At 46.0% G+C, this 24131-nt stretch carries 25 protein-coding genes, 1 tRNA gene and 2 other annotated features; of the genes, 9 read left to right on the top strand and 17 right to left on the bottom strand.

Annotated features, from left to right (window positions below):
- Window positions 1-5: 5 nt before the first annotated feature.
- Window positions 6-353, bottom strand: coding sequence for a hypothetical protein (locus GJB61_RS24595; protein ID WP_154121663.1), 348 nt, complete (start codon window positions 351-353; stop codon window positions 6-8).
- Between the two features lie 252 nt (window positions 354-605).
- Here GJB61_RS24595 and GJB61_RS24590 point away from each other — a divergent pair, with 252 nt between their 5' ends.
- Complete coding sequence (locus GJB61_RS24590; RefSeq protein ID WP_154121662.1) at window positions 606-995, top strand: hypothetical protein; 390 nt, start codon at window positions 606-608, stop codon at window positions 993-995.
- A gap of 189 nt (window positions 996-1184) precedes the next feature.
- Here the strand turns inward: GJB61_RS24590 and GJB61_RS24585 are convergent, their stop codons facing one another.
- Window positions 1185-1337, bottom strand: a complete 153-nt coding sequence (locus tag GJB61_RS24585; RefSeq protein WP_154121661.1) for a hypothetical protein — start codon at window positions 1335-1337, stop codon at window positions 1185-1187.
- A 277-nt stretch (window positions 1338-1614) separates the two neighbouring features.
- Window positions 1615-1838, top strand: a binding site (T-box leader).
- A gap of 41 nt (window positions 1839-1879) precedes the next feature.
- On the opposite strand from GJB61_RS24585, the gene GJB61_RS24580 reads away from it, so the two are divergent.
- Window positions 1880-2278 carry a DALR anticodon-binding domain-containing protein gene (locus GJB61_RS24580; protein WP_338116099.1) on the top strand — a complete coding sequence of 133 codons (399 nt, stop codon included), beginning with the start codon at window positions 1880-1882 and terminating at the stop codon, window positions 2276-2278.
- Window positions 2279-2481: 203 nt separating this feature from the next.
- On the opposite strand, the gene GJB61_RS24575 is transcribed toward GJB61_RS24580, so the two are convergent.
- Together GJB61_RS24575 and GJB61_RS24570 are read right to left on the bottom strand one after the other, a co-directional pair.
- Window positions 2482-4437 (bottom strand): hypothetical protein, encoded by a 1956-nt coding sequence (locus tag GJB61_RS24575; RefSeq protein WP_154121660.1) that lies wholly within the window; start codon window positions 4435-4437, stop codon window positions 2482-2484.
- A 172-nt stretch (window positions 4438-4609) separates the two neighbouring features.
- Window positions 4610-4948, bottom strand: a complete 339-nt coding sequence (locus GJB61_RS24570) for a hypothetical protein (protein WP_154121659.1) — start codon at window positions 4946-4948, stop codon at window positions 4610-4612.
- A 591-nt stretch (window positions 4949-5539) separates the two neighbouring features.
- Between GJB61_RS24570 and GJB61_RS31930 the strand changes: the two genes are divergently transcribed.
- The 4 genes from GJB61_RS31930 to GJB61_RS24555 all read left to right on the top strand — a co-directional run bounded on the left by GJB61_RS31930 (window position 5540) and on the right by GJB61_RS24555 (window position 10194).
- A complete protein-coding gene (locus GJB61_RS31930) occupies window positions 5540-6472 on the top strand; it encodes a transposase (RefSeq protein ID WP_338116098.1) in 933 nt (310 codons plus the stop codon).
- A 41-nt stretch (window positions 6473-6513) separates the two neighbouring features.
- Window positions 6514-6969 carry a hypothetical protein gene (locus GJB61_RS31925; protein ID WP_229522427.1) on the top strand — a complete coding sequence of 152 codons (456 nt, stop codon included), beginning with the start codon at window positions 6514-6516 and terminating at the stop codon, window positions 6967-6969.
- Between the two features lie 122 nt (window positions 6970-7091).
- Window positions 7092-7315 (top strand) — a binding site (T-box leader).
- Window positions 7316-7356: 41 nt separating this feature from the next.
- Window positions 7357-9219, top strand: a complete 1863-nt coding sequence (locus tag GJB61_RS24560; protein ID WP_338116097.1) for an arginine--tRNA ligase — start codon at window positions 7357-7359, stop codon at window positions 9217-9219.
- A gap of 108 nt (window positions 9220-9327) precedes the next feature.
- A complete protein-coding gene (locus tag GJB61_RS24555; protein WP_154121658.1) occupies window positions 9328-10194 on the top strand; it encodes an SDR family oxidoreductase in 867 nt (288 codons plus the stop codon).
- Window positions 10195-10411: 217 nt separating this feature from the next.
- On the opposite strand, the gene GJB61_RS24550 is transcribed toward GJB61_RS24555, so the two are convergent.
- Window positions 10412-10485, bottom strand: a tRNA-Arg gene (locus GJB61_RS24550).
- A 195-nt stretch (window positions 10486-10680) separates the two neighbouring features.
- The gene (locus tag GJB61_RS24545; protein ID WP_338116096.1) at window positions 10681-11040 is read right to left on the bottom strand and encodes a hypothetical protein; all 360 of its coding nucleotides are present in this window, start codon (window positions 11038-11040) and stop codon (window positions 10681-10683) included.
- A gap of 144 nt (window positions 11041-11184) precedes the next feature.
- Here GJB61_RS24545 and asnB point away from each other — a divergent pair, with 144 nt between their 5' ends.
- Window positions 11185-13029, top strand: coding sequence for an asparagine synthase (glutamine-hydrolyzing) (asnB, locus tag GJB61_RS24540; protein WP_154121656.1), 1845 nt, complete (start codon window positions 11185-11187; stop codon window positions 13027-13029).
- Window positions 13030-13106: 77 nt separating this feature from the next.
- On the opposite strand, the gene GJB61_RS24535 is transcribed toward asnB, so the two are convergent.
- From GJB61_RS24535 to GJB61_RS24515, 5 genes are all read right to left on the bottom strand, one after another.
- On the bottom strand, window positions 13107-13943 hold the full coding sequence (locus GJB61_RS24535) for an aldo/keto reductase (RefSeq protein ID WP_154121655.1): 837 nt from the start codon (window positions 13941-13943) through the stop codon (window positions 13107-13109).
- Window positions 13944-14098: 155 nt separating this feature from the next.
- The gene (locus tag GJB61_RS24530) at window positions 14099-14554 is read right to left on the bottom strand and encodes a cupin domain-containing protein (RefSeq protein WP_338116095.1); all 456 of its coding nucleotides are present in this window, start codon (window positions 14552-14554) and stop codon (window positions 14099-14101) included.
- Between the two features lie 160 nt (window positions 14555-14714).
- Window positions 14715-15650 (bottom strand): SPFH domain-containing protein, encoded by a 936-nt coding sequence (locus tag GJB61_RS24525; RefSeq protein WP_420819769.1) that lies wholly within the window; start codon window positions 15648-15650, stop codon window positions 14715-14717.
- Window positions 15650-16084 (bottom strand): NfeD family protein, encoded by a 435-nt coding sequence (locus tag GJB61_RS24520; protein WP_154121654.1) that lies wholly within the window; start codon window positions 16082-16084, stop codon window positions 15650-15652. Before GJB61_RS24520 ends, GJB61_RS24525 begins: the two co-directional genes overlap by 1 nt.
- A gap of 242 nt (window positions 16085-16326) precedes the next feature.
- Window positions 16327-18219 carry a glycosyl hydrolase family 18 protein gene (locus GJB61_RS24515; RefSeq protein ID WP_420819771.1) on the bottom strand — a complete coding sequence of 631 codons (1893 nt, stop codon included), beginning with the start codon at window positions 18217-18219 and terminating at the stop codon, window positions 16327-16329.
- A 241-nt stretch (window positions 18220-18460) separates the two neighbouring features.
- Here GJB61_RS24515 and GJB61_RS32260 point away from each other — a divergent pair, with 241 nt between their 5' ends.
- Window positions 18461-18583, top strand: a complete 123-nt coding sequence (locus GJB61_RS32260) for a hypothetical protein (RefSeq protein ID WP_267490842.1) — start codon at window positions 18461-18463, stop codon at window positions 18581-18583.
- Between the two features lie 161 nt (window positions 18584-18744).
- Here GJB61_RS32260 and GJB61_RS24510 read toward each other — a convergent pair whose 3' ends face one another.
- The 3 genes from GJB61_RS24510 to GJB61_RS24500 form a co-directional block, all read right to left on the bottom strand.
- On the bottom strand, window positions 18745-19383 hold the full coding sequence (locus GJB61_RS24510; RefSeq protein WP_154121652.1) for an XTP/dITP diphosphatase: 639 nt from the start codon (window positions 19381-19383) through the stop codon (window positions 18745-18747).
- A gap of 1 nt (window position 19384) precedes the next feature.
- On the bottom strand, window positions 19385-20146 hold the full coding sequence (gene rph / locus GJB61_RS24505; protein ID WP_276568319.1) for a ribonuclease PH: 762 nt from the start codon (window positions 20144-20146) through the stop codon (window positions 19385-19387).
- Window positions 20147-20298: 152 nt separating this feature from the next.
- Window positions 20299-21426: a GerMN domain-containing protein gene (locus tag GJB61_RS24500; RefSeq protein WP_195724471.1), complete on the bottom strand. Its 1128-nt coding sequence runs from the start codon at window positions 21424-21426 to the stop codon at window positions 20299-20301.
- Window positions 21427-21539: 113 nt separating this feature from the next.
- Here GJB61_RS24500 and GJB61_RS24495 point away from each other — a divergent pair, with 113 nt between their 5' ends.
- On the top strand, window positions 21540-22118 hold the full coding sequence (locus tag GJB61_RS24495; RefSeq protein ID WP_154121650.1) for a phosphatidylglycerophosphatase A family protein: 579 nt from the start codon (window positions 21540-21542) through the stop codon (window positions 22116-22118).
- Between the two features lie 69 nt (window positions 22119-22187).
- Here GJB61_RS24495 and GJB61_RS24490 read toward each other — a convergent pair whose 3' ends face one another.
- From GJB61_RS24490 to GJB61_RS24485, 3 genes are read right to left on the bottom strand one after another with little or no spacing between them, the layout of a single operon-like run.
- Window positions 22188-22907, bottom strand: coding sequence for an MBL fold metallo-hydrolase (locus GJB61_RS24490; protein WP_338116094.1), 720 nt, complete (start codon window positions 22905-22907; stop codon window positions 22188-22190).
- A 13-nt stretch (window positions 22908-22920) separates the two neighbouring features.
- Entirely contained in the window at window positions 22921-23202 is a 282-nt protein-coding gene (locus tag GJB61_RS32440) for an MBL fold metallo-hydrolase (RefSeq protein WP_338116093.1), read from the bottom strand.
- A gap of 39 nt (window positions 23203-23241) precedes the next feature.
- Window positions 23242-23976, bottom strand: a complete 735-nt coding sequence (locus GJB61_RS24485) for a class I SAM-dependent methyltransferase (protein WP_154121649.1) — start codon at window positions 23974-23976, stop codon at window positions 23242-23244.
- Window positions 23977-24131 lie beyond the last annotated feature (155 nt).

Raw genomic sequence — 24131 nt, 5'->3', positions numbered from 1 at the left:
TAATGTTACTCCAACTCCTCCACTACAATACGATGAGCATCAACCAGTTGTCCTGAAGCTTGTTTGCCCCAGACTGAAATCTCTACTTGTGCTTCTGCTGCTCCTCCGGTTGTGAATATAAATTCAAAAGCATCGAGGTTCGCAAAGTAATTCCTGGTTAACACTCCATTGGCAGCCATAAGAAACGCTTCACTTACATATAAAGTTCGTGTTCCGTCCAGTACATATCCTTGAATTAGAACAGTAGAAGTATTTACAACATCCCGATTAATGACTTTGACCGTCACCTGTTGCGTGGGTCTGATCCCGCCAACAGCACTGTTCTCGATAGGTCCAGTTGCTAAAATAGCCATGTGCTCTGATCCCTCCCTTCAGTTTCGAAATGTACTATTGAATCTAGCGGCAATATACTATTATTCCAACGTTCTGCATACGGTGTGGACGCCGGTATAGATCAACTGAACTTATTAAGAAAAATGATATGGAGTCTATAAATGATTGTTTAAGAGAATCGCCTTTATTCTATTTCCTATACTATTAACACAATCAAACTCTATCTATATTTCATAAATTAGCATTATCAATACAGAAGGAGGTGAAAGATTATGGCTATCTATTCGTTAGGAGCCGTTGCCAACCTCAATCCGACGCTTACTTTCCATGCGTCGTCCGTTGAGTTGCGCGTTACTAACACTACTGCTGCTCCACTCACTCCAATCGTTGTCAATGTTTATAGCAGCCCTGGTGCAGTACCTACAGGCGCACCTTCAGTACTATATTTCACGACCACGTTCGCTATTGGTGCACCGAATGGTGTAGTAACCCTTAATATCCCTACCGTGGTTCCGAGTTACACGATTCGAGTTTCTTCTCCAGCTGCTGCCGGCTTCGTAAGTGATATTTCAATTTACGCACAAGGAAGAGATGCTGATGGGAACTTAGTGGCTGATCAGGCATTCGCATTTGGAGATTGGAATTTCGTTACAACCGTTTAAGATTTCAACAACTACCAGGGATTTCATCCCTGGTTTTTTTATTTTTCATATTGCATGATTCTATATCTCTCACCTTGCAATCATCAGCGGGTAAGGGGCTAGCGTTGTGATTAAGGATCCTTGCTTGAATTGGGCCAGAATATCATCTGAAACACTCACGATTCGATTCGGGTCCCAACCAGTAGCTTGTCATCTTTTACGAGCCATCGCTGCTTCATTACGAAAAGGACGTTTGACACCATCCTCCAAAAGAAACACCACATATGATAAATCTCCACGCAGAATAGATCCTTCAGAATAACGAAACTTGGCAACCTGATGACGTTTGTTCAAGTCGTTCACAACAAGATCAACCTGTTGGAGTAAAGGATCAAACCGCTTTTAAAAAGTTTCTTCGCCAAAGGGTTTTTCCCATCCCCATTTCACTTTGTATCAGATTTGAAGCAATTTAGGCACCGACTATTACGGTCACTAGCTAAGAGCAAAGATTGAGCCGCGGACTTCTCTGCGGTTCAATTCAATACAACAATTGCCTATATAACTGCTCGAAGTAAATTGAGAAAACTGAATCTGACAGGACAAATATACTATTGCTTTCTTACTTAATTTCGTTATAAATATACAATCGATGATCGGGAGAGTAGTTACCTTTGATCTAGTCTAATAGCGAGCCGGGAGAGTGAGAGCCGGTACAGATCAGCTAATGAAGCGCACCCGTGAGATGGACTTCTGAACGAATAAGTAGGAAGTCCCGGCTAAAGACCGTTAACCTTATGAAGTGGCTAAACTTCCTGGTTTAGCAACGAGAGTGGTACCGCGAGCGCTAAAGCCCTCGTCTCTTTTGAGACGAGGGCTTTTTTTGCATTTTAAAGGAGGTCATACAAGTGATCAGTCAAATCATCAAAACCAATCTGGAACAAAGTGTTAGAAACGTATTTATGAACCTAGAGTTGGCATACCCCAGCGATATTTCCATTCTGATCGAGCAACCTGCCAATGCGGAGCATGGCGATTATTCCAGCAGTATTGCCTTACAGCTCGCAAAGCTTCTCCGGAAATCTCCTATGGCGATCGCAGAGCTGGTGAAGACAGAACTTCAGTTGCAAGACAATATCACAGGGCTTGTAGAACGGATCGAAGTTGCCGCTCCTGGTTTCATTAATTTGTACATTCATTGGCAGGAGTGGGCCAGACAACCCTTTGCGCTCCCGCAAGACTCTGGACAAAAAGTGGTGATCGAACACACTTCAATTAATCCCAACAAAGCAGGATATGCAAGTTAGATGTCAATAAAAGAATAAAATTTTTCTTATTTCGCCCATAAAAAATCCTTCAAAATAGACAAGTTAAATAGTCTGTCTACTTTAAAGGGATGATATAAAGTATTTGGCCACTCTTTTTTATGGAAATTTTCATTTACTTAGTAGTGAACAGTATCGTCCTACTGTCTACTTATGATAAAACTATGACTTCATGTTTTCCGTATTTACTGCTTTTGATATAAAACCATCTGTTTATCTTCACTCGCATCTATAGGAACATAGTTTTCTTTAATAAGCTTAATGACGATCTCGTTTAATGATTTGTTAAAGTTTAAATAGTTAGCATCTAAAAAAATTCGATCTATCTTTTTATTTCTGATATTATTTTGTATTATTTCAAAGTCCTTCTTAAAAAACATTTCCGAAGGACCGGGTACATTTAATTCTGGAACCGTTCCCGTCTCACCATAAAACACTCCTGAATTAAACGAAAGTATTGTTATTGCATCTCCCTTTTTTATGTACCTTTTGATAAATTCAACTTGCATCACAGAGGAGGTGCGATCTCTTGTTGAGATTTGTTTTACTCTCGGTTCATACATGCTCCCATAGTATGGAATTTCAATAAAGGCGGTTATAGTTGAAGCTGTCAAAACGAATAGCATGATATATGCAGTTGCTATATGCACTTTCAATTTTGATCTTATAAGTCTATCTGCATAGATAGGGATTAATAAGAAGGCCGGATAGTAGGCAATAGAAAATACTTCATCGTGACTTCTCCCTTGGTAATATGAGAATAAACCAAACCCCAGAATAGAAATCATAAAAATCACATGCGCTTGTGAATTATATTTTCGATCAATTAATGGTTTAATGGAAATTACTAATCCCACTAAATAAACTAGAACAACAAGGTTCCATGGGTGCAAAAGCGGCATTGGCATCATGGCAAAACCGTAGTTATAAAATATTCGTACGTAATTAATCATTCCTGAATAATTGGGGATATGCCCAGATACCATCAATATATATAAGGAATACAAAGAAAATATTCCAAAAGTGAATACAACTCCGATTACGATATGGTTGCGCACTCGTTTTAACAGCGTTTTATCAAATTCAGCAAACTCTTTATACAATAAAAAAGCAAACCATGCCATAAATGTGACAAAACCTGATTCAAAATTCCACAAAATTCCGATAGGGAAAATAACCCACCCAATGTAATAGAAAATATTATTTCTTCTCCTCAAATAAGCAGTTGTAACTAATAATAACAAGGAGGGGAATATAGTCCTTACAGGGTAATATTGAAAATATGAATCAAGTCTAATCGTATGATAGAATAGATATCCAAAGTACATTATAGTCATGAACCCAATAAATGCAATCCATTTTTGTTTCAAAATACTATACAAAAAATATAACCAAGATAAAAAAGTTATTCCTATTAAGATAAACATCACAAATGTAAATTTATGAACTGTCAATCCTGTTATTTTAAATAATGGTCTTAAAATTTCAGGAAATAGTCCGTATTGATTCTCTAAGTTTACAAAGAGACTGTGCTTGTGCATGACCGCAGCAACCGAGTAATACAATGCATTAAAGTGATTTTCATATAACCAACCCGATCCTACCGAGTGAACGGTATAAACATTCAGATACGCTATGTAAATTGATACATAGACGCTTATGGCTATCGTAGAAATCGAGATTAATTTTTGATTACTTTCATTTTTAAAGCAATGATATACAACAACTAATAGAAGTGATAGTAATGACCCGAGTAATGGTTGTTCGTACAAAATATGTTTCGCAACAAAGTAATAATTCACTTGTTTCAAACCAAGAAATAAAAATAAGTATACAAGAACTGAAAACATGACAAACAAAGCAATATAGAGATAATTCGTTTCAATACTCATTTTTTTAAATACCAGATGCAGCGCTACAATGATAAACGGAAGCGCAATCAGTGAGGCCATATACTGCATTTTTTCAACAGGTTCTGGTACAAATCCCTGAAGTATAGTTGTATCAAAATAAGTTGAAATTTGTGGAATATTACTTATTGGATGGTACAAAAGGTGGATAAAATAAATCAAAACAGAGATAAAAATAATAGTAAAGTATGTTGTGAGCAAATTAGCATTATTGTTTTTTTCTAGTTCCATTGATAGCGACACCTTCTGCTTTTATAATCCCCAGTGAATCCTGCTTGTAGTTCACAAAAAAATGAAAGACTCTTTAACAAATTAAACCCACCTTTTTCCTTAAATATTATCACGATTGTTTATAAATTAATACTAGATTTCTCCTAACTTATTAAAGCATCCCACATAACTATTATAGATTACCCGCAACTATAAAATTAATTCCCTCTGTACCTGCAACACCGTTATCTATAAACCCTGATGTTGTTCCATCCGTTTGGTTTTGCGTGACGACCGGTTTTACCTGTCTAGAATGTATCCAAATAAACTGAGCTGCGTATTTTCCCGTGTTGAGGAAGTTACAATTTACGATTTTATTCCTCCCCCCTACTCCGGCAAGTGAAACCATGCCACCGCCGTTTCCGATTGTATTTACGTCATGCATGGTGACCCCAATTGCACGACAATCGTATGTGTCCTGTAAATTTACAGCGGCATATTGAGTTACCGATATTTCCCCGCCATTAATCACAATGCCCGTGCACTTACTTGCATAGATGCCGTGGACGAATGTATTGATCCAAGGGTCTCTAATAAATACTTGAGTAATTTGGTTGTGAATGCAACGAAACTCATTCCCATTCCGACTAACGTCCCATCTACCTGAGTTCCTGCGATAAATATATCATCAATTGTCGCATTTGAATTTGTGGTAGTGGCTTCTAAACCAGGTCCGAACATTACGTTAAGATCAATACGTATACCAGAAATTCTGGATAATGTTGTACCAGAAGCCGTCATATGAATACATTTGCCACTTGATCCTACGCCTATATTACACTTTGATATCCATATGTCCCCACAAAAACCGTCATAAATAGATTGGATTAAAAAACCAAAAGAGGATGACATATTTAGTGATATTCCGACATTAACAAATTGAAACATCCTAGCATCTGATATACTGGACAGTCAAAAGTTCTTGTCGAAAACTCGTAACGTAGAAAAATAACCCAATCCGGCGGTGGTCTGTTATCCTTAAGTTCTCACACTAAAAGGAAGGACCCCCTGAATGGGTTACAAGTAGTAGTTTACCCTGTTTCCCGGCGATTGACCATACTCCATGCTCAAATATATGAACAACCTCTTACAGCCTTTCCGTTCCTGCTTTTCCAGACAAGCCACGTTTGAGTGGTTCGTTGTCCTGGTCGTCGGCTTCATGTTGCGCTCCGACCATCTGGGGGTGACTTCCGTGATTCGGGATCTCTCGCTGAATAGCCGCTGCTATGAGACCCTCATTCACTTCTTCCGTTCGTCCGGCTGGTCCACCTCGACGCTTCGGCAGAAGTGGCTTCAGGTCGTGTGCCAGCATGCGCCGTTGTTGGTGGTTCAGGGGCGTATGGTTCTGGTCGGCGATGGGATGAAACAGGTCAAGGAAGGTCGCCGGATGCCGGGGGTCAAGAAGCTCCATCAGGAATCCGAAAATGTCTCCAAGGGTGACTATCTCTTTGGTCATTTGTTCGGCGCCATCGGTATTCTAGTCGGTGATTCCCGCAAGTGGTTCTGTATGCCCTTGTTCATGAATTTACAAGATGGTGTCCAAACCATTCTGGGCTGGAAGAAGTCCAAGGACGAGGCAGAGACACCTTCCCATGTCGTTCAAATGATCAAACAAGGCTTCGAGACCGCGAAAGGTTACGGTCAAGCGCTGCTTCTCTTGGATCGCTACTTCTTGTCGGCTCCGGCTTTGGAGCGGCTGAAGGCCTGCCATCTCACTTCCGAAACCCGTATGCACCTGGTGACCAAAGCCAAATCGAACGTGGTCGCCTACGAACGTTCCCCTGCAAAAAAGCCGGGACGGGGCCGACCACCGAAAACAGGCCAGGCGATCAAATTGAAGGAGTTGTTCACGACTCGCGCTGCTGATTTTCAAACCACGACCCTTCTGCTGTACGGCAAAGAAGAGACGGTTCAATTTCTGTGCCTAGATCTGCTTTGGGGTCAGGGCTTGTATCAGGAATTGCGCTTTGTGCTGGTGGGGGCTACTCCATTTTAGTCAGTACAGATGTGAGCCTAGCGGCCCCAGACATCATCCGTTTGTACAGCTATCGCTTCAAAATCGAATGTACATTTCGGGAAATGAAGCAGGTCACCCACGCCTTCGGTTACCGCTTCTGGAGCAAGTCGATGCCGAAGCTGAACCGGTTTTTGAGAAAAGAGGAAGCCCCTCCTCTCGAAGCCGTAACGAACGAACAAGATCGGCAACGCATCCAGAAAACGATTCAGGCGATTGAAGGATTCGTAATGTGCCAGTGCATTGCGATGGGGCTCCTACAACTCGTCGCCTTGCAGTTTTCAGGCCGGACTTCGGGGCTGTTTTTCCGCTATCTGCGAACGCCTTCCCGTGCCGTAGTTTCAGAAGCCAGCGTGGCCGCTTATTTACGCAAGTCTATTTTTCGCCTATTTGCTCAAAATCCTCACTTAACCATAACCAAAATAATTAAATCCAAACAGGAAAACGCTGATGTTCAGCGTGATTCGCTGGTTTCATAGCGCTGTAGAACTTTTGACTGTCCAGTATATAATTACTCGAAATAAACTGAGCAAACTGAATCTGACCGAACAAATATACTATTGCTTTCTTACTTAATTTCGTTATAATGGTAAAAATCAATATACAATCGATGATCGGGAGAGTAGTTACCTTTGATCTAGTCTAATAGCGAGCCGGGAGAGTGAGAGCCGGTACAGATCAGCTAATGAAGCGCACCCGTGAGATGGACTTCTGAACGAATAAGTAGGAAGTCCCGGCTAAAGACCGTTAACCTTATGAAGTGGCTAAACTTCCTGGTTTAGCAACGAGAGTGGTACCGCGAGCGCTAAAGCCCTCGTCTCTTTTGAGACGAGGGCTTTTTTTGCATTTTAAAGGAGGTCATACAAGTGATCAGTCAAATCATCAAAACCAGTCTGGAACAAAGTGTAAGAAGCGTATTTATGAAATTGGAGTTGGCATACCCTAACGATATTGCCCCTCTGATCGAGCAACCTGCCAATGCGGAGCATGGCGATTATTCCAGCAGTATAGCCTTACAGCTCGCAAAGCTTCTCCGGAAATCTCCTATGGCGATCGCAGAGCTGGTGAAGACAGAACTTCAGTTGCAAGACAATATCACAGGGCTTGTACAGCGGATCGAGATTGCCGCTCCCGGTTTCATTAATTTGTACATTCATTGGCACGAGTGGGCCAGACAACCCTTTGTGCTCCCGCAAGACTCTGGACAAAAAGTGGTGATCGAACACACTTCAATTAATCCCAACAAAGCCGCTCATGTAGGTCACCTGAGAAATGCTTGTATCGGAGATGCGCTGGTACGAATTCTGAAAAGAACGGGGTATAACGTCGAGGTTCATAACTATGTTGATGATCTCGGGAATCAGCTGGCAGATACAGTGGTTGGATTGTTTAATGTGCCTTTAGAAGGGGAGCATGTCCGCTTTGGTGATTATTGCTGGGATATTTATGCCCAAGTGAATAAAGAGTATACGCTAAATCCGGAGATGACCCACAAACGGACGGACATTCTGCATGCTCTAGAGAAAGGCAGCGGCAATGAGGCCTGGCTGGGCAAGCTGGTTGCCGAGCGGATTGTTAGAGAGCATGTGGAGGAAATGAAAAGCTTTGGAATACACTATGACTTGCTCGTATGGGAGAGCGGCATCGTTAGAGAGGGTTTTTGGTCGGCGGCAGCTCAGCTGCTTGCACAGACCGCTTTTTTTGTACAGGAGCATGAAGGCAAGCTGGCTGGATGCTGGGTACTGAAGCAGAAGGGAGGGGACGGCGAAGGGGGATCAGATGAGCATACCATGGACAAGGTTCTAGTGCGCTCCAATGGTATTTTGACGTATACCGCTAAAGATATTGCCTATCATCTCTGGAAATTCGGCCTGCTGGAAAAAGATTTCTCGTACACCGAGTTTACGACAGGGTTATGGACAACAAGTTTGACCGGACAACATCAACCCTATGGACAAGCAGATATGGTTATTAATGTCATTGATTACAGACAGGAGTATCCTCAGGCGATGGTGAAGCAGGCTTTACAGGTGCTGGGGTACAATAATCAGGCTGAGAAGCTGCATCATGTAAGCTATGGAGTAGTCTCACTTAGTCCGGCCTCCGCTGCCGAGCTAGGCATTAACACCGCTGATGGTAAAAGCTCTTACGCCATGTCCGGTCGGCAGGGAATCGGCGTTAAAGTGAGCGATCTCATTCTGCTAATGGAGGAAGCTATTGAGCAGGCCCGTTCTGATAAGAGCGGAATTTCCAGCCGTATTATCGCGACCGCTGCCATTCGGTATTATCTGTTGCGTTTCAATCTGGGAACTGAGATTATTTTTGATTTCAAGCAGGCTACAGAAATATCCGGTAATACCGGAGTGTATCTTATGTATACCTATGCCCGTGCCAGCAGTGTTTTAAGTAAAGCTACGCTGCCCGTCATAACGGATGTTTCCCTGCTGGAGTTTCCACCTGAACTGGAAAAAGCCGAGGTTGCGCTTTTAAGACATCTCAGTACTTGGCAGGATACGTTATATACAGCAAGCAAAGAACTAACACCAAATTCGCTCTGTAACTATGCGCATACCTTAGCTACGTTGTTCAATAACTTCTATGCTGTATGTCCCATTCTAAAAGGCAAAGAGTCCTCCATCCTATTCCGTCTGTGGCTAACCACCAAATGCCAAAATACCTTAGGAGATGTACTTGAGGTGCTCGGGCTACCGACTCCAAGTCGGATGTAGCCATAAGTGTCATAGCCTCATACATTTGTATGAGGTATCATCCGAAGTAGCCAACCTGGCTAACGGATACGCTGACTTCTTATGCTAGACAAAAAAGGGAGCATCTGCATGAGTAATATCTTAGTAACGGGATTCACTGGAAATACGGGCCAAGAGGTTGCCAAAAAGCTGAAGGTGAAAAATGCATCTATCCTATGTGCCGTACGCCATCCAGAAAATGCATTAAAAAAGTATGGGGAGCAGAACTATGTACATCTCGACTATTCCCGTCATGAGACTTTCGAACCTGCACTGTTGGGTATTGATCGTATCTTTCTGATGTACCCACCAGAAACTCTGCTTTCGGACTTTCACGCTTTTATACATAAGTCACAAGAAATAGGAATTCGCCACATTGTATATCTGTCTGTGAAAGACGCCCAAAGGCTGCCCTTTATCCCTCATTTTAAAAATGAACGCGCGATTGCCCGCAGTGGTATCCCGTACACTTTTCTAAGAGCCGGATATTTCATGCAGAATCTAAACCTGTTTATGCTAGACGAAATCATCAAGAATGATCGTATTTATGTCCCTGCTGGCCGAGGCAAGACCAGTTTTACGGACGTGAGGGATATCGCTGAGATTGCTGCTCGTTCGCTTACAGAATCTGCAGCCCACCTTGGGAAAAAGTACGCCTTGACTGGTAGCCAGGCTATAGATTTCTATGAGGTCGCCCGGACGATGACCACAATAATAGGCCGCCCCATCAGTTATAGCCAACCCTCTACCCAAGAATTTAAAACATACATGCTGGCTAAGGGACTGGAATCAAAATATATCAACGTAGTTAGCGGAATTCATTTCATTACCAAGATAGGACTAGCCAAAGGAATTACTGATGTTTATTCGAATATTACCCATAAGCAGCCGACAGGAATTGAAACCTACATTAAAGATTATCAGGCATCCTTCACACCTGAAGAGAGCATTAGCTAACGTAGCCTATGCTCCAACGAACACTCGGGGTTCTCATCCTCTGAACGCTCAAACAGCCTCTCCGAAGAGAGGCTGTTTCATGACGTCCTAAGAAGGGATACAGCCCTTCGGGCTGATTGCGAAGTAATGCTAACGAAGTCTATGCTCCAACGAACCATTTGGGGTTCTCATCCTCTGAACGCTCAAACAGCCTCTCCGAAGAGAGGCTGTTTCATGATGTCCCGGAAGGGATTCGAACCCCTGACCGTGCGCTTAGAAGGCGCATGCTCTATCCAGCTGAGCTACCGGGACATATAAGAATAACATACGGTTTGAAGCGATATGTATTAGTGCAACGTTTTCTATTATACCTTATTCAGGAAAAATATCAAGAGCTGACCAAAGGAAATTATAAATAACATCCTCTGCCCATCCGCATGAGAATAATAAAGAGCCTTACCAACCTATAAGCAAGGCTCTTCAAGAGGCTTAGTTCATATGACTCCTTTATTCAAGTTCTCTATGAAAATGCTGCTCCAGCTGTTTTTTTAAATTCCCAAAGATAAGCAACTCACGTTGGAATTTGGAGCGCTCGTCCTCTGGGCTCATGATGGGACTGCCAGCAAATCCACTGACCGTCACATCTGTGAAGGCATCATGCATATTGTTATCAAACCAATCGGTGTCTGTATCCGCGTCATTCGTCAGGATACGCACAATTTCGTAGCCCTCTTCACGCTGATCTTCAACGATATACACCAAAAGTGCAGAGTCGCCAGTAGCCCCTGGCAATACGCCGACTTCTGCACAGGGTGCACCGTCATACTCCGTCATTCTGCGAATTTTGGCGTCCTTTATGTAATACACCTGCATCCATCCCTCTCTGGCAAATTTCCCTCTCCTCTAGTGTTCGGATAAGGACATACATTTTATCCCTTCCTTCGGCATATATCTGTATTACTTGGCAAAAAAGAAAGGACAACAATCGCACGATAGAGAGGATGAACCATCATGTGCGGAATAACCGGATTTATCCAGTGGCGCGGCGATCTCACACAGCACTCGCAGTTGCTGGTCAAAATGACTGAAACCTTAGCAAATCGCGGACCGGACGCGGCCGGAACTTGGATCTCAGGCCCCTGTGCCTTTGGACATCGCAGACTTAGCGTTATCGACCCAGAGAATGGTGCGCAGCCAATGATCACCCGCCATGAGGAGAATGTGTACGCGATTGTTTATAACGGGGAATTATATAACGCCCCTGAGCTTAAAAATGAACTGAAGCAGCGGGGACATCAATTCCGCACCCAGTGTGATACCGAGGTTCTGCTGCATGCCTATATCGAATGGGGACCAGAGTGTACCGATAAGCTAAATGGAATATTTGCCTTTGCTGTGTGGGACGGCCTGCGGGATCAGGTGTTTTTGGCACGCGACCGTCTGGGAGTAAAGCCGCTCTTTTACAGTCAAGTTGATGATGTCTTTGTGTTCGGCTCGGAACCCAAGGCTCTGCTGCAGCATCCCAAAGTACAACCAACCGTAGGTCCGGAGGGACTGGCGGAAATTTTCATTATCGGTCCAGCTCGTACTCCGGGACACGGTGTGTATAAGGATATGCATGAACTTCGTCCGGGCCATGCCATGATTTACAACCGAGAAGGTCTGCGCAGCTATGCCTATTGGAAGCTGGAAAGTTTTGCACACACTGATAACGAAGCTGAGACAGCGGCTAAGGTGCGTGAGTTGCTGCAGGATACACTGGAGCGCCAACTTGTCTCAGACGTGCCAGTCTGTTCACTCCTCTCAGGAGGACTGGACTCAAGCGCGCTGACGGCATTGGCCGTAGATTACTATAACCGGACCGGGCAGGGCCGGGTGGATACTTTTTCCGTCGATTATGTGGATAATGACAAGCATTTCAAGAGCCATTCCTTTCAGCCCGGAGCAGACGGACCGTGGATTAAGCGAATGGTCGATGAGTTGAATACGAATCACCACTATGTAGCCTTCGATACCCCGGAGCTTGTTATGGCGCTGGATAACGCTCTGTACTCACGTGATTTGCCAGGGATGACTGACGTAGACTCCTCTCTTTATTTATTTTGCCGGGAGATTAAGAAACATGCGACTGTAGCCATATCTGGTGAGGCTGCTGATGAAATTTTTGGCGGATACCCTTGGTTCCACCGCGAGGATATGCTTTCTTCAGGCACTTTTCCCTGGTCAGTTGCACCCAAGATGCGGGCAGGATTACTGTCCCCCGAAATAAACGAATGGATACGTCCCTTGGAGTATTTGGGTGACAGATACAGTGATGCCGTGGCAGAGGTACCCAAGCTTGATGGGGAAACAGGCAAACAGGCACAAATGCGCGTAATGTCCTACCTCAATATTACCCGCTTCATGCCCACACTTTTGGACCGCAAAGACCGAATGAGCATGGGCGTAGGGCTTGAGGTTCGCGTCCCTTATTGCGATCACCGTCTGGTCCAGTATGTATGGAACATTCCTTGGGAGATCAAAATGACAGGCAACCGTGAAAAAGGCATCCTACGCAAAGCGCTAGAGGGTGTGCTGCCCGACGATGTGCTCTACCGTAAAAAAAGTCCTTATCCCAAAACACATAATCCTGCCTACTTGGATGCCGTTCGCACACGGGTATTGGCTATTCTCGAGGACTCTACGTCTCCTTTACTTCCTTTGATTGACGCTGCCAAAATCCGTGAAATCGCCGCATCTCCGGAATCCTCCAGCAACCTGCCCTGGTTTGGCCAGCTGATGTCCGGTCCTCAGCTCTTTGCTTATCTGGCGCAAATTGATCTGTGGCTGCGGACCTATAACGTCGTGATCCGCTAAACAATGTAAAATAGCAAGCTTCCGAATGTTCGGAGGCTTGCTATTTGTAATGTTATTTATAACTCAGAACCACCAGCTTAAAAATTAAAGTTATCCGGGTCTGGACCAAAACGGTTATCTTCGTTCAAGTCTTCAATAGCCTTGACATCCTCATCACTGAGTGTGAAGTCGAAGAATCCGGCGTTTTCTTTAATTCGCTCTGCATGCACCGATTTCGGAATCGTGATCACACCCTGCTGCAAATCCCAGCGCAGCACGATTTGGGCTGGTGTTCTACCGTATTTCCCAGCCAATTCCTTCAAGAGCGGCAGATCAAGATGCCCCTGCATCAACGGGCTCCAGGCCTCTATCTGAATGCCCTGCTCACGGGCATATTTCAGCAGCTCGCGCTGAGTCAGTAGTGGATGGAACTCTACCTGATTGACCACGGGTACTACTCCGGTGTCCTCTATAATATCCTTCAGATGATGAACCTGAAAGTTGCTCACCCCAATTGATTTGATATGACCTTCCTTTTGCAGGTGAATCAGAGCTTTCCAAGTCTCCCGATATTTGCCTGCAACCGGCCAGTGAATCAGATATAGATCAATAACATCCAAGCCCAGCTTGCGACGGCTAACCTCGAATGCCTTAAGCGTCGATTCATAACCTTGATCCGGATTCCGTAGCTTAGTCGTAATAAACAACTCATCTCGGGAAACTCCGCATTCGCGAATGGCTTGTCCAACGCCCTCTTCATTATTGTAGCCTGCCGCGGTGTCAATACTGCGATATCCGGTTTCTACCGCTGTCTTAACTGCATAGATTACCTCATCGCCGTCCTTGGTCTGCCATACACCCAACCCCAGCCATGGCATTGTTACTCCATCATGTAAAGTGGGTCCGCCTGAAAATGGTCCGTTCAATTGACTCATTTATAAACCCTCCAAACCTACTGTTTATTTATTCAAACTTCCTTAACCGCAAAAGAGACTTTAGAAGCACTTCCCAAAAAACTCCCAATAAAAACAAGCTTTCAGGTGGATCATTCCCCTAACAAAAAACGGAGGCATATTCGCCTCCGCTCACTTTATTTCTCGATTAGTCTAAAATCATCAAAATGGAATTCTGGTGACACAATGCAGGAGACCAGTACGGGTTCTTCGCCCAGCGGCCGGGCCGCCTGCCATACACCTGCCGGTATAACTACCTGCGGCTGCTGACCAGCTGCGATATCCAGACCCAAAATAATCTCTTTTACATCCTCTGGTTTATCACCACTACCGCCAAGGCTTAACACAATCGGGCTGCCGGAATGCCATAGCCATATCTCCGACGAGAGTACCGTATGCCAAGCAGAGGTTTCATCCGCATGCAGCAAAAAATAAATGGAGGATGCCGAAGCACGGGGGCCGGAATAACTGTCGCCCAATACATCCTGCGGAATTTCGAATGAGGAATTCCAAAGCCTTTTGTACCATCCGCCTTCAACATGAGGCTGCAGTTCCAGCAGCTCCACTAGCGGTGAGATCTGTTTTTCTGTCACGGTTTCTTCTCTCCTTAAAGTTCTGCATAAACAAAACTGGCTTCGTAAGCGTAGGGGCTTCGGGATCGAAACCCCCGCTACGTAAGCCGGTGATTGTTTTGCTATTTACTTTAACGGAATATGCGGTAATTGTAAAATATCAAGTTCTTATTAACGTTCCTTATTTACCGTCTCTACTTGCCTTGAAGACCTCAGCAATTGCACCCAGACTTCCCAGTGTCTCAACTGCGCTAGTTGGCAGGAAGACCTTGTTCGCTGGACCCTTGGCGATTTCAGTCAGTGCTTCAAAGGAACGGTACGCAAGTACCTGCTCATCCAGCCCTGCAGTACTAAGCAATTGGATGCGGATTTTCTCAGCTTCGGCGATGGCCTGAATAGCTTTTGCCTGACCAATGGCTTCCAGCTCCTGGGCCTGACCCAGACCTTCAGCTTGACGAATACGAGCTTCCTTGTCGCCTTCAGCCTTCAGAATCTTACTTTGTTTATCGCCTTCTGCACGCAGGATCATATCCTGTTTAGCTGCTTCTGCCTCCAGGACAATCGCCCGTTTGCTCCGCTCGGCCTTCATTTGTTTATCCATCGCTTCTTGAATATCAAGTGGCGGTTTAATGTCAATAACTTCCACACGCTCGATCCGTACGCCCCACTTCTCAGTAGCTTCATCCAGCGCTACCCGAATATCAACGGAGATTTTCTCCCGTCCAGACAACGTCTCATCCAGCTCAAGCTTACCAATAATTTGCCGCATTGTTGCTGTTGAGATGTTCCGTACCCCATATACATAATCAGAAATACCGTAAGTCGCTTCTTCCGGCCCCACCACCTGATAGAAAATAATGGTGTCAATCTGTACCTGTACGTTATCCTTCGTGATTACCGTTTGTGGTGGTACATTAGCCTGTTGAATACGCAGATCATGGTACGTACGAACCTGATCAATCACTGGAATAAGAATATTCAGCCCTGGAGTCAACAGCCGATGAAACTTACCCAGTCGTTCCACTACACCCACTCGCTGTTGTGGCACGATTTTGACAGTTAATCCAATGAATACTACTACTACAACAAGAACTACTACAATAATTGCCCATTCCATCAGTTCGTGTCCCCCCATAATTCTACTTCAATAATAGATGTACCTCTCTTTATTACCCTAACGACATCTTCTTTACCCAGAGTCTGTAATGATGTTGCAGTCCAAGTATCCCCGCCTACCTTAACTTGCCCATAACGTCCTTGCTCAATCGGCTCCGTAACGATTCCTTGTCTGCCGACGATATCCGTACCGGTATCCTTAAACCCCCGGGAATTACGGAACTTCGCCACGAGTGGCTTCGAGAACAACGTCAGACCCAACGCGACCAGTGAGCCTAGCACCACCTGAAATAAAATAGCCTCCGGCAATAATAACGACACCAGACCGGCAACCAAAGCGCCGATACTGAGCCAAAGCAAATAAAACGTAAGCGTCATCATTTCTACTACAAACAGGACACCGGCTGCAATTAACCAAAAGATCCAAACATCCATCGGTGAACCCACCACCTTCCGCTATATACTACTATAACGAAAAAAACAGCAATACGTTCCATAAGTTTATTTGTTCATAAGCACAGCCTGTATATCTATTATATTTCAGTGTGTGTGAGGTTATGAGTTCAGCACATAATTTATTCAAAACCGTGTGAAGCATAATGAAAAAGCTTGCAGCCTAAAAGTTTTCACTTTTGGCTGCAAGCTTCTTTCATTCATCAATCGCAGGTAACTTCCTGCTAGTTCAGCTTCCACAGAGCCGGTGTCGTAGCTGGTTCCCAGCCCAAGAGGGAAGTGTGGGACTGCAGGCAAGTATACGTATGTCCACTGTAAGTCACAACAACACCCACATTGTATGCAACTCCCGGCGCCCAGGCAGAGGTACCCGGAGTTGGTGTTGGCGTGGCTATAGCGGTTGCCGACGGTGTCGGTGTCGGTGTTGGTGTTGGTGTTGGGGTAGATGTAGGAGTTGGTGTTGCCGTTCCACAGGTGCCTACAGATTTCCAGGGTCCATAAGCGCCGCTTAAATCTGGGCGGTCACCTTGCGTCCACCATTTGGCTTCATAGATCACCCCGCTGTAGGAAACCGTTTGACCCAGCGTGTACGCGATTGTCGAATTCCAAACCGCTGCTGTACATTGCCCCGGCGTAGCTGTTGGGGTCGCGGACGGTGTTGGCGTGGTTGTTGGCTTTACCGTTGGCGTTGGGGTGACTGAAGCCGTTGGCTTTGGTGTCACAGTAGGTGTCGGTGTCACAGTTGGCGTAGGTGTAGGCGTTACCACTCCACCACCAAGATCGGCGTTTAGCTTGTTCTGCAGTGTCTTATTTCGATCTCCGCTCGTTTCCCAGAACATGGCTCCGGCAAGACCCTTGGATTTCAGATAGCTGGTTTTGTAACCAAAAGATTCTACATCGTCATAGCTAATATAAGTTTGAGTGCCTGGATTATACAGATAGGGAACTTTGGATACATTATTCCAATAGCGGGTGTAACCGTTCTTGTTGATATAGTTGGCTTCCAGATCGTAGAAATCATAGCTTCCAGCCTCCCACGTGCCCGTGGATGAAATACCGGAGGTCACTTGATATTGTCCATTTCCCGCACCAGGAGCACCACCCCAGCCACGGCCATAAAAAGGCATACCCAGCACGAGTTTGTTCGCTGGCACACCGTTTGCCAAATAGCTAGTTACCGCTTTATCCACATTGTAGTTCTGTGGTTCAGTAAGGCCTGTTGCAGAAGCGGCTGGATCATAGTATAAAGGTGCATTGTGCCCGCTGGTTGTATTCCAACTTCCATTAAAGTCATAGGTCATAATATTGATCCAATCGACAACTGAGGCGATGCCTTGAAGATTATTATTGTTAACATAGGCAGGGCCCGCGCCGGAGGCAATCGTTAGCAGGTATGTCTTGCCGTCGGCTTGACCGGCTGCATTGAGCTTTTCGCGAATTTTTTGCAGCAGCAGCACATAATTCTGTTTGTCTTCAGGACGATAGCTGTTGCCGGCCAATCCTCCGCTCACAGGGTATTCCCAGTCCAGATCGACACCGTCCATTTTGTATTTACGGATGAAATCAACAGCTGAATTAGCAAAAACCTCGCGGGTTGCCACTGTAGCGGCAACATCCGAGAAACGGTTCGACCAGGTCCAGCCACCAACGGAAATTACCGTCTTCAGGTTTGGATTTTTCTCTTTCAGCTTCCAAAGCTGCTTCAGGTTGCCCTTGATAGGGTCATCCCATTTGTCATCCCCAAAGCTCTTGCCCGCGTCAATCCACGGGTCGCCGAGCACAATCGTCCCATTCGGGACGCTGATGGCTTGGCCTTGCTCATTTTGACAGGTCCAGGTCACCGGGTTTGGACCTGTTGGGTCCGGGTTACCGTGTATACCATTCCAACAAATATCTGCAAAAGCATAGTTGATCACATTCATTTTAGTAGGATCGATATCTGTTACGTTATAACCGCGAGCATAAGCGGCCCACGAGGCATAGTAGCCGACCAGTTTGTAATCCGTTGCTGCGTTGGCTGTTTTGACATTTGTGCCTAAAGCGGAGAAGAGAGCAAGAACAAGTGCAGCCACCATTCCAAGCGTAAATGCTTTACGAGATCTGCTTTTTGTGAACATCATCCATTAACTACCTCCTCAATTCCATGTTAAGCTCGAAATCCTATTCAATTTAGAAAGACCCAGAGTTCACCTCCCGATTGAATTTCACCTTCACCCTTTGTTTCTATCAAGAACAAAAATTGAATCTGCGAGATTATCTTTCATAGACTTGTGAGTTGACATAGTTAAATTAGAAGATTAGAGGATTAGATCCATTAGAGGGAAGGGAGCTGGCCTTGGAAAGAATAATTGGAAGGGAATGGAATTGGGTGAAGGTACTTCTAATTCTCAGGCAAAGCTGGCTAATGCGCTAGGGATAAAAATCTATGATTTAGGGGGAATATCCTCAAGCAAGAAGAAACGGCTTTTGCCGTTCTTTTAGGGATGGCATCCGTTTCTTCGAGAAATATAAGGATAAGTTATCGTGTGAAATATATAAATTCTTATATTTCAAAAAAAGCTTGCAGAAGGAAGGATATGCCTTCTCTGCAAGCTTGTTGTGATTCTTAAACATTTGTAATTATATCGCTCAGTCTATTCCAGTCAGTCCGCTTGCTGTTCAGCCGCCAGTTTCTCTGTTAGCAGCCGCAATGCTGCGCCCCGGTGACTAATCTTCTGCTTCTCTTCCAGTGTGAGCTCTGCCATCGTCTTAGCATAATCCGACAAATAGAATAACGGATCATAACCAAAACCGCCAGCACCCGCTGGCTCAGACGTTATCCAACCTTCTACAGAACCCTCAGCAGTCAGTTCCTGGCCAGTGGCCGGATCATACAAGGATAAAGCACAGACGAACCGGGCTGTGCTCAGCAGTGGCTGATCTGTATCCTCGCCCAGTTTCAGCTCCTCCAGCTCGCTAAGCAGCAACAGATTATTATCACTGTCAGTTGCACCTTCCCCTGCATAACGTGCAGAGTAGACTCCTGGCCTGCCATCCAGACTATCTACACAAAGACCGGAGTCATCCGCAAGCACCGACAGTCCGAGAATATCACCCACGGTCTTGGCTTTTTTCAGCGCATTCTCGGCAAAGGTAACCCCATCCTCCACGACATCTGGAAGATCCGCGTAGTCGAACATGCTCTTAACCGTTAATCCGAGCGGGGCGAAGGCATGCTGAAACTCGCGCACCTTGCCCTTATTCTTCGTCGCAACAATAAGAATGCCACTCGAAGATTTCATCCTATACCACTTGACCCGGCTGCCCGGTGGGAATTTTGAGCGCAATCGCTCCCAGAACTTCCTTCTGGACAGCAATCAGCTCGTAAATCCCCTTCTCTCCAAGACCCAACAGGAGATCAAGCTCCTGACGCGAGAACGGTCTTTCTTCGCCGGTACCCTGCACTTCTACAAATGCACCGCCGCCAGTCATTACTACATTCATATCTACCTTCGCTTTGGAATCCTCTTCATAGTTCAGATCAAGCAGTGTTTTGTCGCCGACAACGCCGACACTGATCGCTGCAAGATAGTCCGTAATCGGAAATACACTCAGCTTGTGCTGCAGTGCGATTTTATTAATGGCAAAACTCATGGCCACAAAAGCTCCTGTAATGGAAGCCGTCCGTGTACCTCCATCTGCCTGAATAACATCACAATCGAGCGTAATGCTGCGTTCTCCGAGAGCCTGCAAGTTCACTACGGAACGAAGCGCCCGGCCGATCAGCCGTTGGATCTCCATGGTGCGACCCGTAAGCTTGCCGCGAGCGGCTTCACGCTGGTTGCGCGTTTGCGTGGCCCGAGGAAGCATGGAATATTCGGCTGTCACCCAGCCTTTTCCCTGTCCTTTGAGAAATGGAGGAACCTTCTCCTCAACAGTTGCCGTACATATAACCTTGGTGTCCCCCATTTCAATAAGCACGGAGCCCTCAGCATATTTATTCGTTTGGGTCGTTATCGTCAGCGGCCGGAGTTGGTCGTCGTTTCTCCCGTTTGATCTCATCATTTCTGCCTCCTACATTGTAAGTAGCTAAAAGTTTAGTGTTCGTTCTGCTTCCCCTTATATTCCCGCAGTGAACTGCCAGGGGAGGCACATCTTACCCTTTATTCTACCAAAGAGCAGGCACAAAAGCATCTTTCCAACCCGGTCGGGTCATTCTATAGCGGAAGTTCGTTCACATAATCCGGTGCTGACACCGGCTTCCCATAGTCAATATTATCAGTACCCGTAACTGTATCTTTGCCATTCATCCGAATCTGGACCAAGGCATCCTCTGTATTCTGGGCGACCGTCAACACCACGGATTCCAGCATTTCTGTAGGCACACCCTTTCCGTCAGCAAACATATCGTCAGTCAAAGAGACTGTGACTACACCGTTCTGCCCGGCTTCTACAGCATCCAGCACGGTGCCCTGCGTCATCACCATCTCCAGACCATCTCCAGACTCAGGGCCAGTAATCAGTTCATTCAATGCTGCCTTCAAAGTATCCTGCCCAGCGGGTACAAAACGGGTAACTGGAACATAATACTGAATACCGTCAGGCGAAGCAGCGGAAAAATATACGGTAACTGCACTCGAATTCATAAGAAGCTGAGTGTGCTTCGGCAGATTTATTCCCATGCTGCGCGACAGTGGTCGGTCCAGTGGAGTTCCTTTCAAGGGCATCTCGGTAAGCTTTTTGCCGTCTACCCAGAGCTGAACACCTTTAATTCCACTCTCTCCGGTCAGTGTCCAGGTGATCGCCTCTAGTATTTCGCGCTCATCCGCAGCATCATAAGCGTTAAAGTTCTTGTTAAACTCGATTACAGCCAATCCGCTCGATTTGTCTACCGTAACATTTTTTACTTCTGTACCCGCTGGAAGAATTCCCTGGAACCCATTGGGTACTGATGAGGCATAAGCCCCTTTGCTCACCAGTGCGGTTAGCGAATCCTTAAGCATGGTAGTTTCGTCGCTTTTGGGCAAACTGAGCGATACTGGAGCAAGTAATCCGTTATCGTCCTTCAGAAATACAGTCGTAAGTGATCCCGAAGCACTGTTCCCAGAAGACAATTTACCACCATCACTCGCAACCGTCTGTGCATCCTCCTCAGCTACCGGACCCAGAACTCCGGTGTCTAAGGTTGTCTCACCGCTTACCTGTAGCATTTGCGCTTCTACCTCGCTTGGCGGCGGATCTACAGAGGCTGATTCCGATCCAAACAGGCTGCAACTGGACAGAACCAGCGGAACTGCCAGCAGGCAAGCAACGGAGGCTCCACGGATTTGCTTCATAGATTTCATCATTTATTTCCCCTTTCAAGATTAGATGTCCTTTGTACTGCTATATATACGAGACCTTTGTCCAAAAAATAACAACAGCTTATCCTAAATTGTGGATGGAGAGGGGACTGATTATGGGTGATGCCAAAATGCCTTACAGCCTGAACAGTAAATCCGTCGCAGAAGCGACTAATGCTTGGCTAATTAAACGGGGTGTACGATTGGAGGAAATTGCCGAGCTTGTCATCCTGCTACAAAAGAAATATTATCCGAATTTAACCATGGAGGAATGTATTCATAACGTAGAGATGGTGCTGAGCAAGCGAGAGGTGCAAAATGCGGTGCTAACCGGCATTCAATTGGATGTACTCGCTGAAGAGGGCAAGCTATTCTCTCCTCTGCAAGAAATGATCCAAAATGATGAAGGATTGTACGGAGTAGATGAAATTCTAGCCTTCTCTATCGTTAACGTGTACGGCAGTATAGGCTTTACTAACTATGGCTATGTGGACAAGTTGAAGCCCGGTGTGCTAGAACGCCTGAACGACAAAACCACTGGGCAAATCCACACCTATCTTGATGATATAGTGGGAGCCGTAGCCGCTGCTGCCAGCAGCCGGATTGCACATCGTAAGCAGGCAGAGCGTGAGCAACAGCTTGGATTGCCACATACGCCTGAGGATAGTGATGAGTCTCATTCGAAGTCCTTCTAACAGGAACCAGCAAATAAGCCATCCCTCACTCTGTTGTGAAGGATGGCTTATTTGCGATTAGGATACGGGCTAATCCTTGCTAATATTACTTGTGTTTGTCGGCGCAAATACAATCAAACCGCCCAATTCGGTCACTATTGCCCGCTTCCTGCGCACCAGTTCCACCAAGTGAGCCAATGTCTCACTCATGGCAAAACGCAGCTGATGCACAGTGGATACCCGGCTGCGGAAGAGCGCTTCGCAAGCGGCGAAGGCACTTAAAGGACCGCTGGCAAGCAAGCTTTCCGCCGTCTCCAGCCGCTCCTCATGATGAAGGAGCAAACTGTCGATCCTGCCTGCGAAGTCAGTAAATGGCTCGCGGTGGCCTGGGAACGCCATGTTGACCCTATAGCTGCGGAGCTCCCTCAGCCCCTGCAGGAAAGTCAGCAGCGGCTGCGGATCACTGCCCGGCAGCAGGCTGACATTGGGGGAGATTTGCGGCAGTACAGCATCGCCACACAACATTTGCCCACTTTCGCCATGATAGAATGACACATGCCCTGGCGCATGCCCGCCACTAACTAGTGGCAGCCACTCTCGGTTGCCCATTCTAAAAGGCTCTATAGGATTAATATAGGATACGTCTGGCTGGGGTGTGACCTGAGGCTCGAAGCTCTCCAAATGATCCCTAATTCCACTCGTCAAATGCTCCGGCATTCCGTGCCCGGCAAAATAAAGAGGCAAGACTTTATTCATACTAGCTGTCTGGCCCCACATCAGCGCAGCCTCAGCATGAGCACGTTCCGACATCCAAACCTTACATTCACAACGGGATTGCAACCAGCCAGCCAGCCAAACCATAATGATCGGGGTGATGATGCGTAACGACGATATCCCGTACCTTATCCCAAGACAAATCCAGCTCCTGCAAGACATGTTCCCAAGCCCGTTCGGTCTCCAGACCATGTGGCCCAGGATCAATGATGGTGATCCTTCCATCCTTATCAGGCAGGATGTAGCTGTTCACTTGGCGCAGCGGCGAGTCTATCGGTACGGAAACCTGCAGAATATTTCCTTCCCAAGGAATAATGTCCGCCTTCGGCATAGTACCAACCTCTCTCCTAAATCTTCTACCGGAAACCATTTATGGGCGCAAGCCTCTAAAGATCATTCGTGTTGAATCTTCTGCAAGATAGACATCTTCATTATAGCTGCCATGCACTGACTTCAGCTGCAAGCCAGCTTCCTTGATCATCTCCTGAAATTTCTCCAGAGGATACAGCTTCACACGTTCATGGTATTGGCGAGGCGTTCCATCACTTTTGGCAGTAAGAATAATATCCTTCATCACATAGCCGTCCTCAATTCGACGCGACTCGTCGATCAGGTTCTCTCCGTCTTCACGGGTAGAATGGGGGACGAGGTGGCGAATCACATGAGCAGGATTCAGAAAATCAATAATGAACTTTCCACCAGGCTTTAGCATGCGGTGGATTTCACGCAGCACCTTTACCTGTTCTTCATCTTCTTCAAAGTAACCAAAAGAGGTGAACAGATTGACCACTGCGTCGAAGCCACCTTCGAGCGGCAATCTTCGCATATCAGAGCGCACCCAGGTGACTTCTTCAGCGCCATCCTGGGAACGTGCTTCGCGCAACAAAGGCTCTGACAGATCCACACCGGTAACCTCATATCCTGCTTCTGAGAGCGCCAGTGAATGGCGTCCCATACCGCAACATAAATCCAGCACCTTAGCACCGAGGGGCAGATCCAGCCAGCCGATCATTTGCTCCACTTCCCGACGCGCTCCACCGAAGTCCCGGTGTTTATATACGATCAGATAATCCTCTCCAAAGCTCTCTTCATACCATTCGCTCATGTTGCTTCTCCTCCCGCAGGCTGCTTCCTGCCACACCACTCTATGTATGATTATGTAACGCAATTGTACCGCCTTTTCCTCGTAAACTCAAAATAATCCCTTATTTCTCCAGATTTTCTACGAATATATCTTTGTAATTTTTAAGTAAAAGGGCG

The sequence above is a fragment of the Paenibacillus monticola genome (assembly GCF_009664975.1).
Classification (GTDB): Bacteria; Bacillota; Bacilli; order Paenibacillales; family Paenibacillaceae; genus Paenibacillus_AQ; species Paenibacillus_AQ monticola.
The sequence above is the reverse complement of the archived record's forward strand: the minus strand, read 5'-3'. Positions and strand labels throughout refer to the sequence as shown.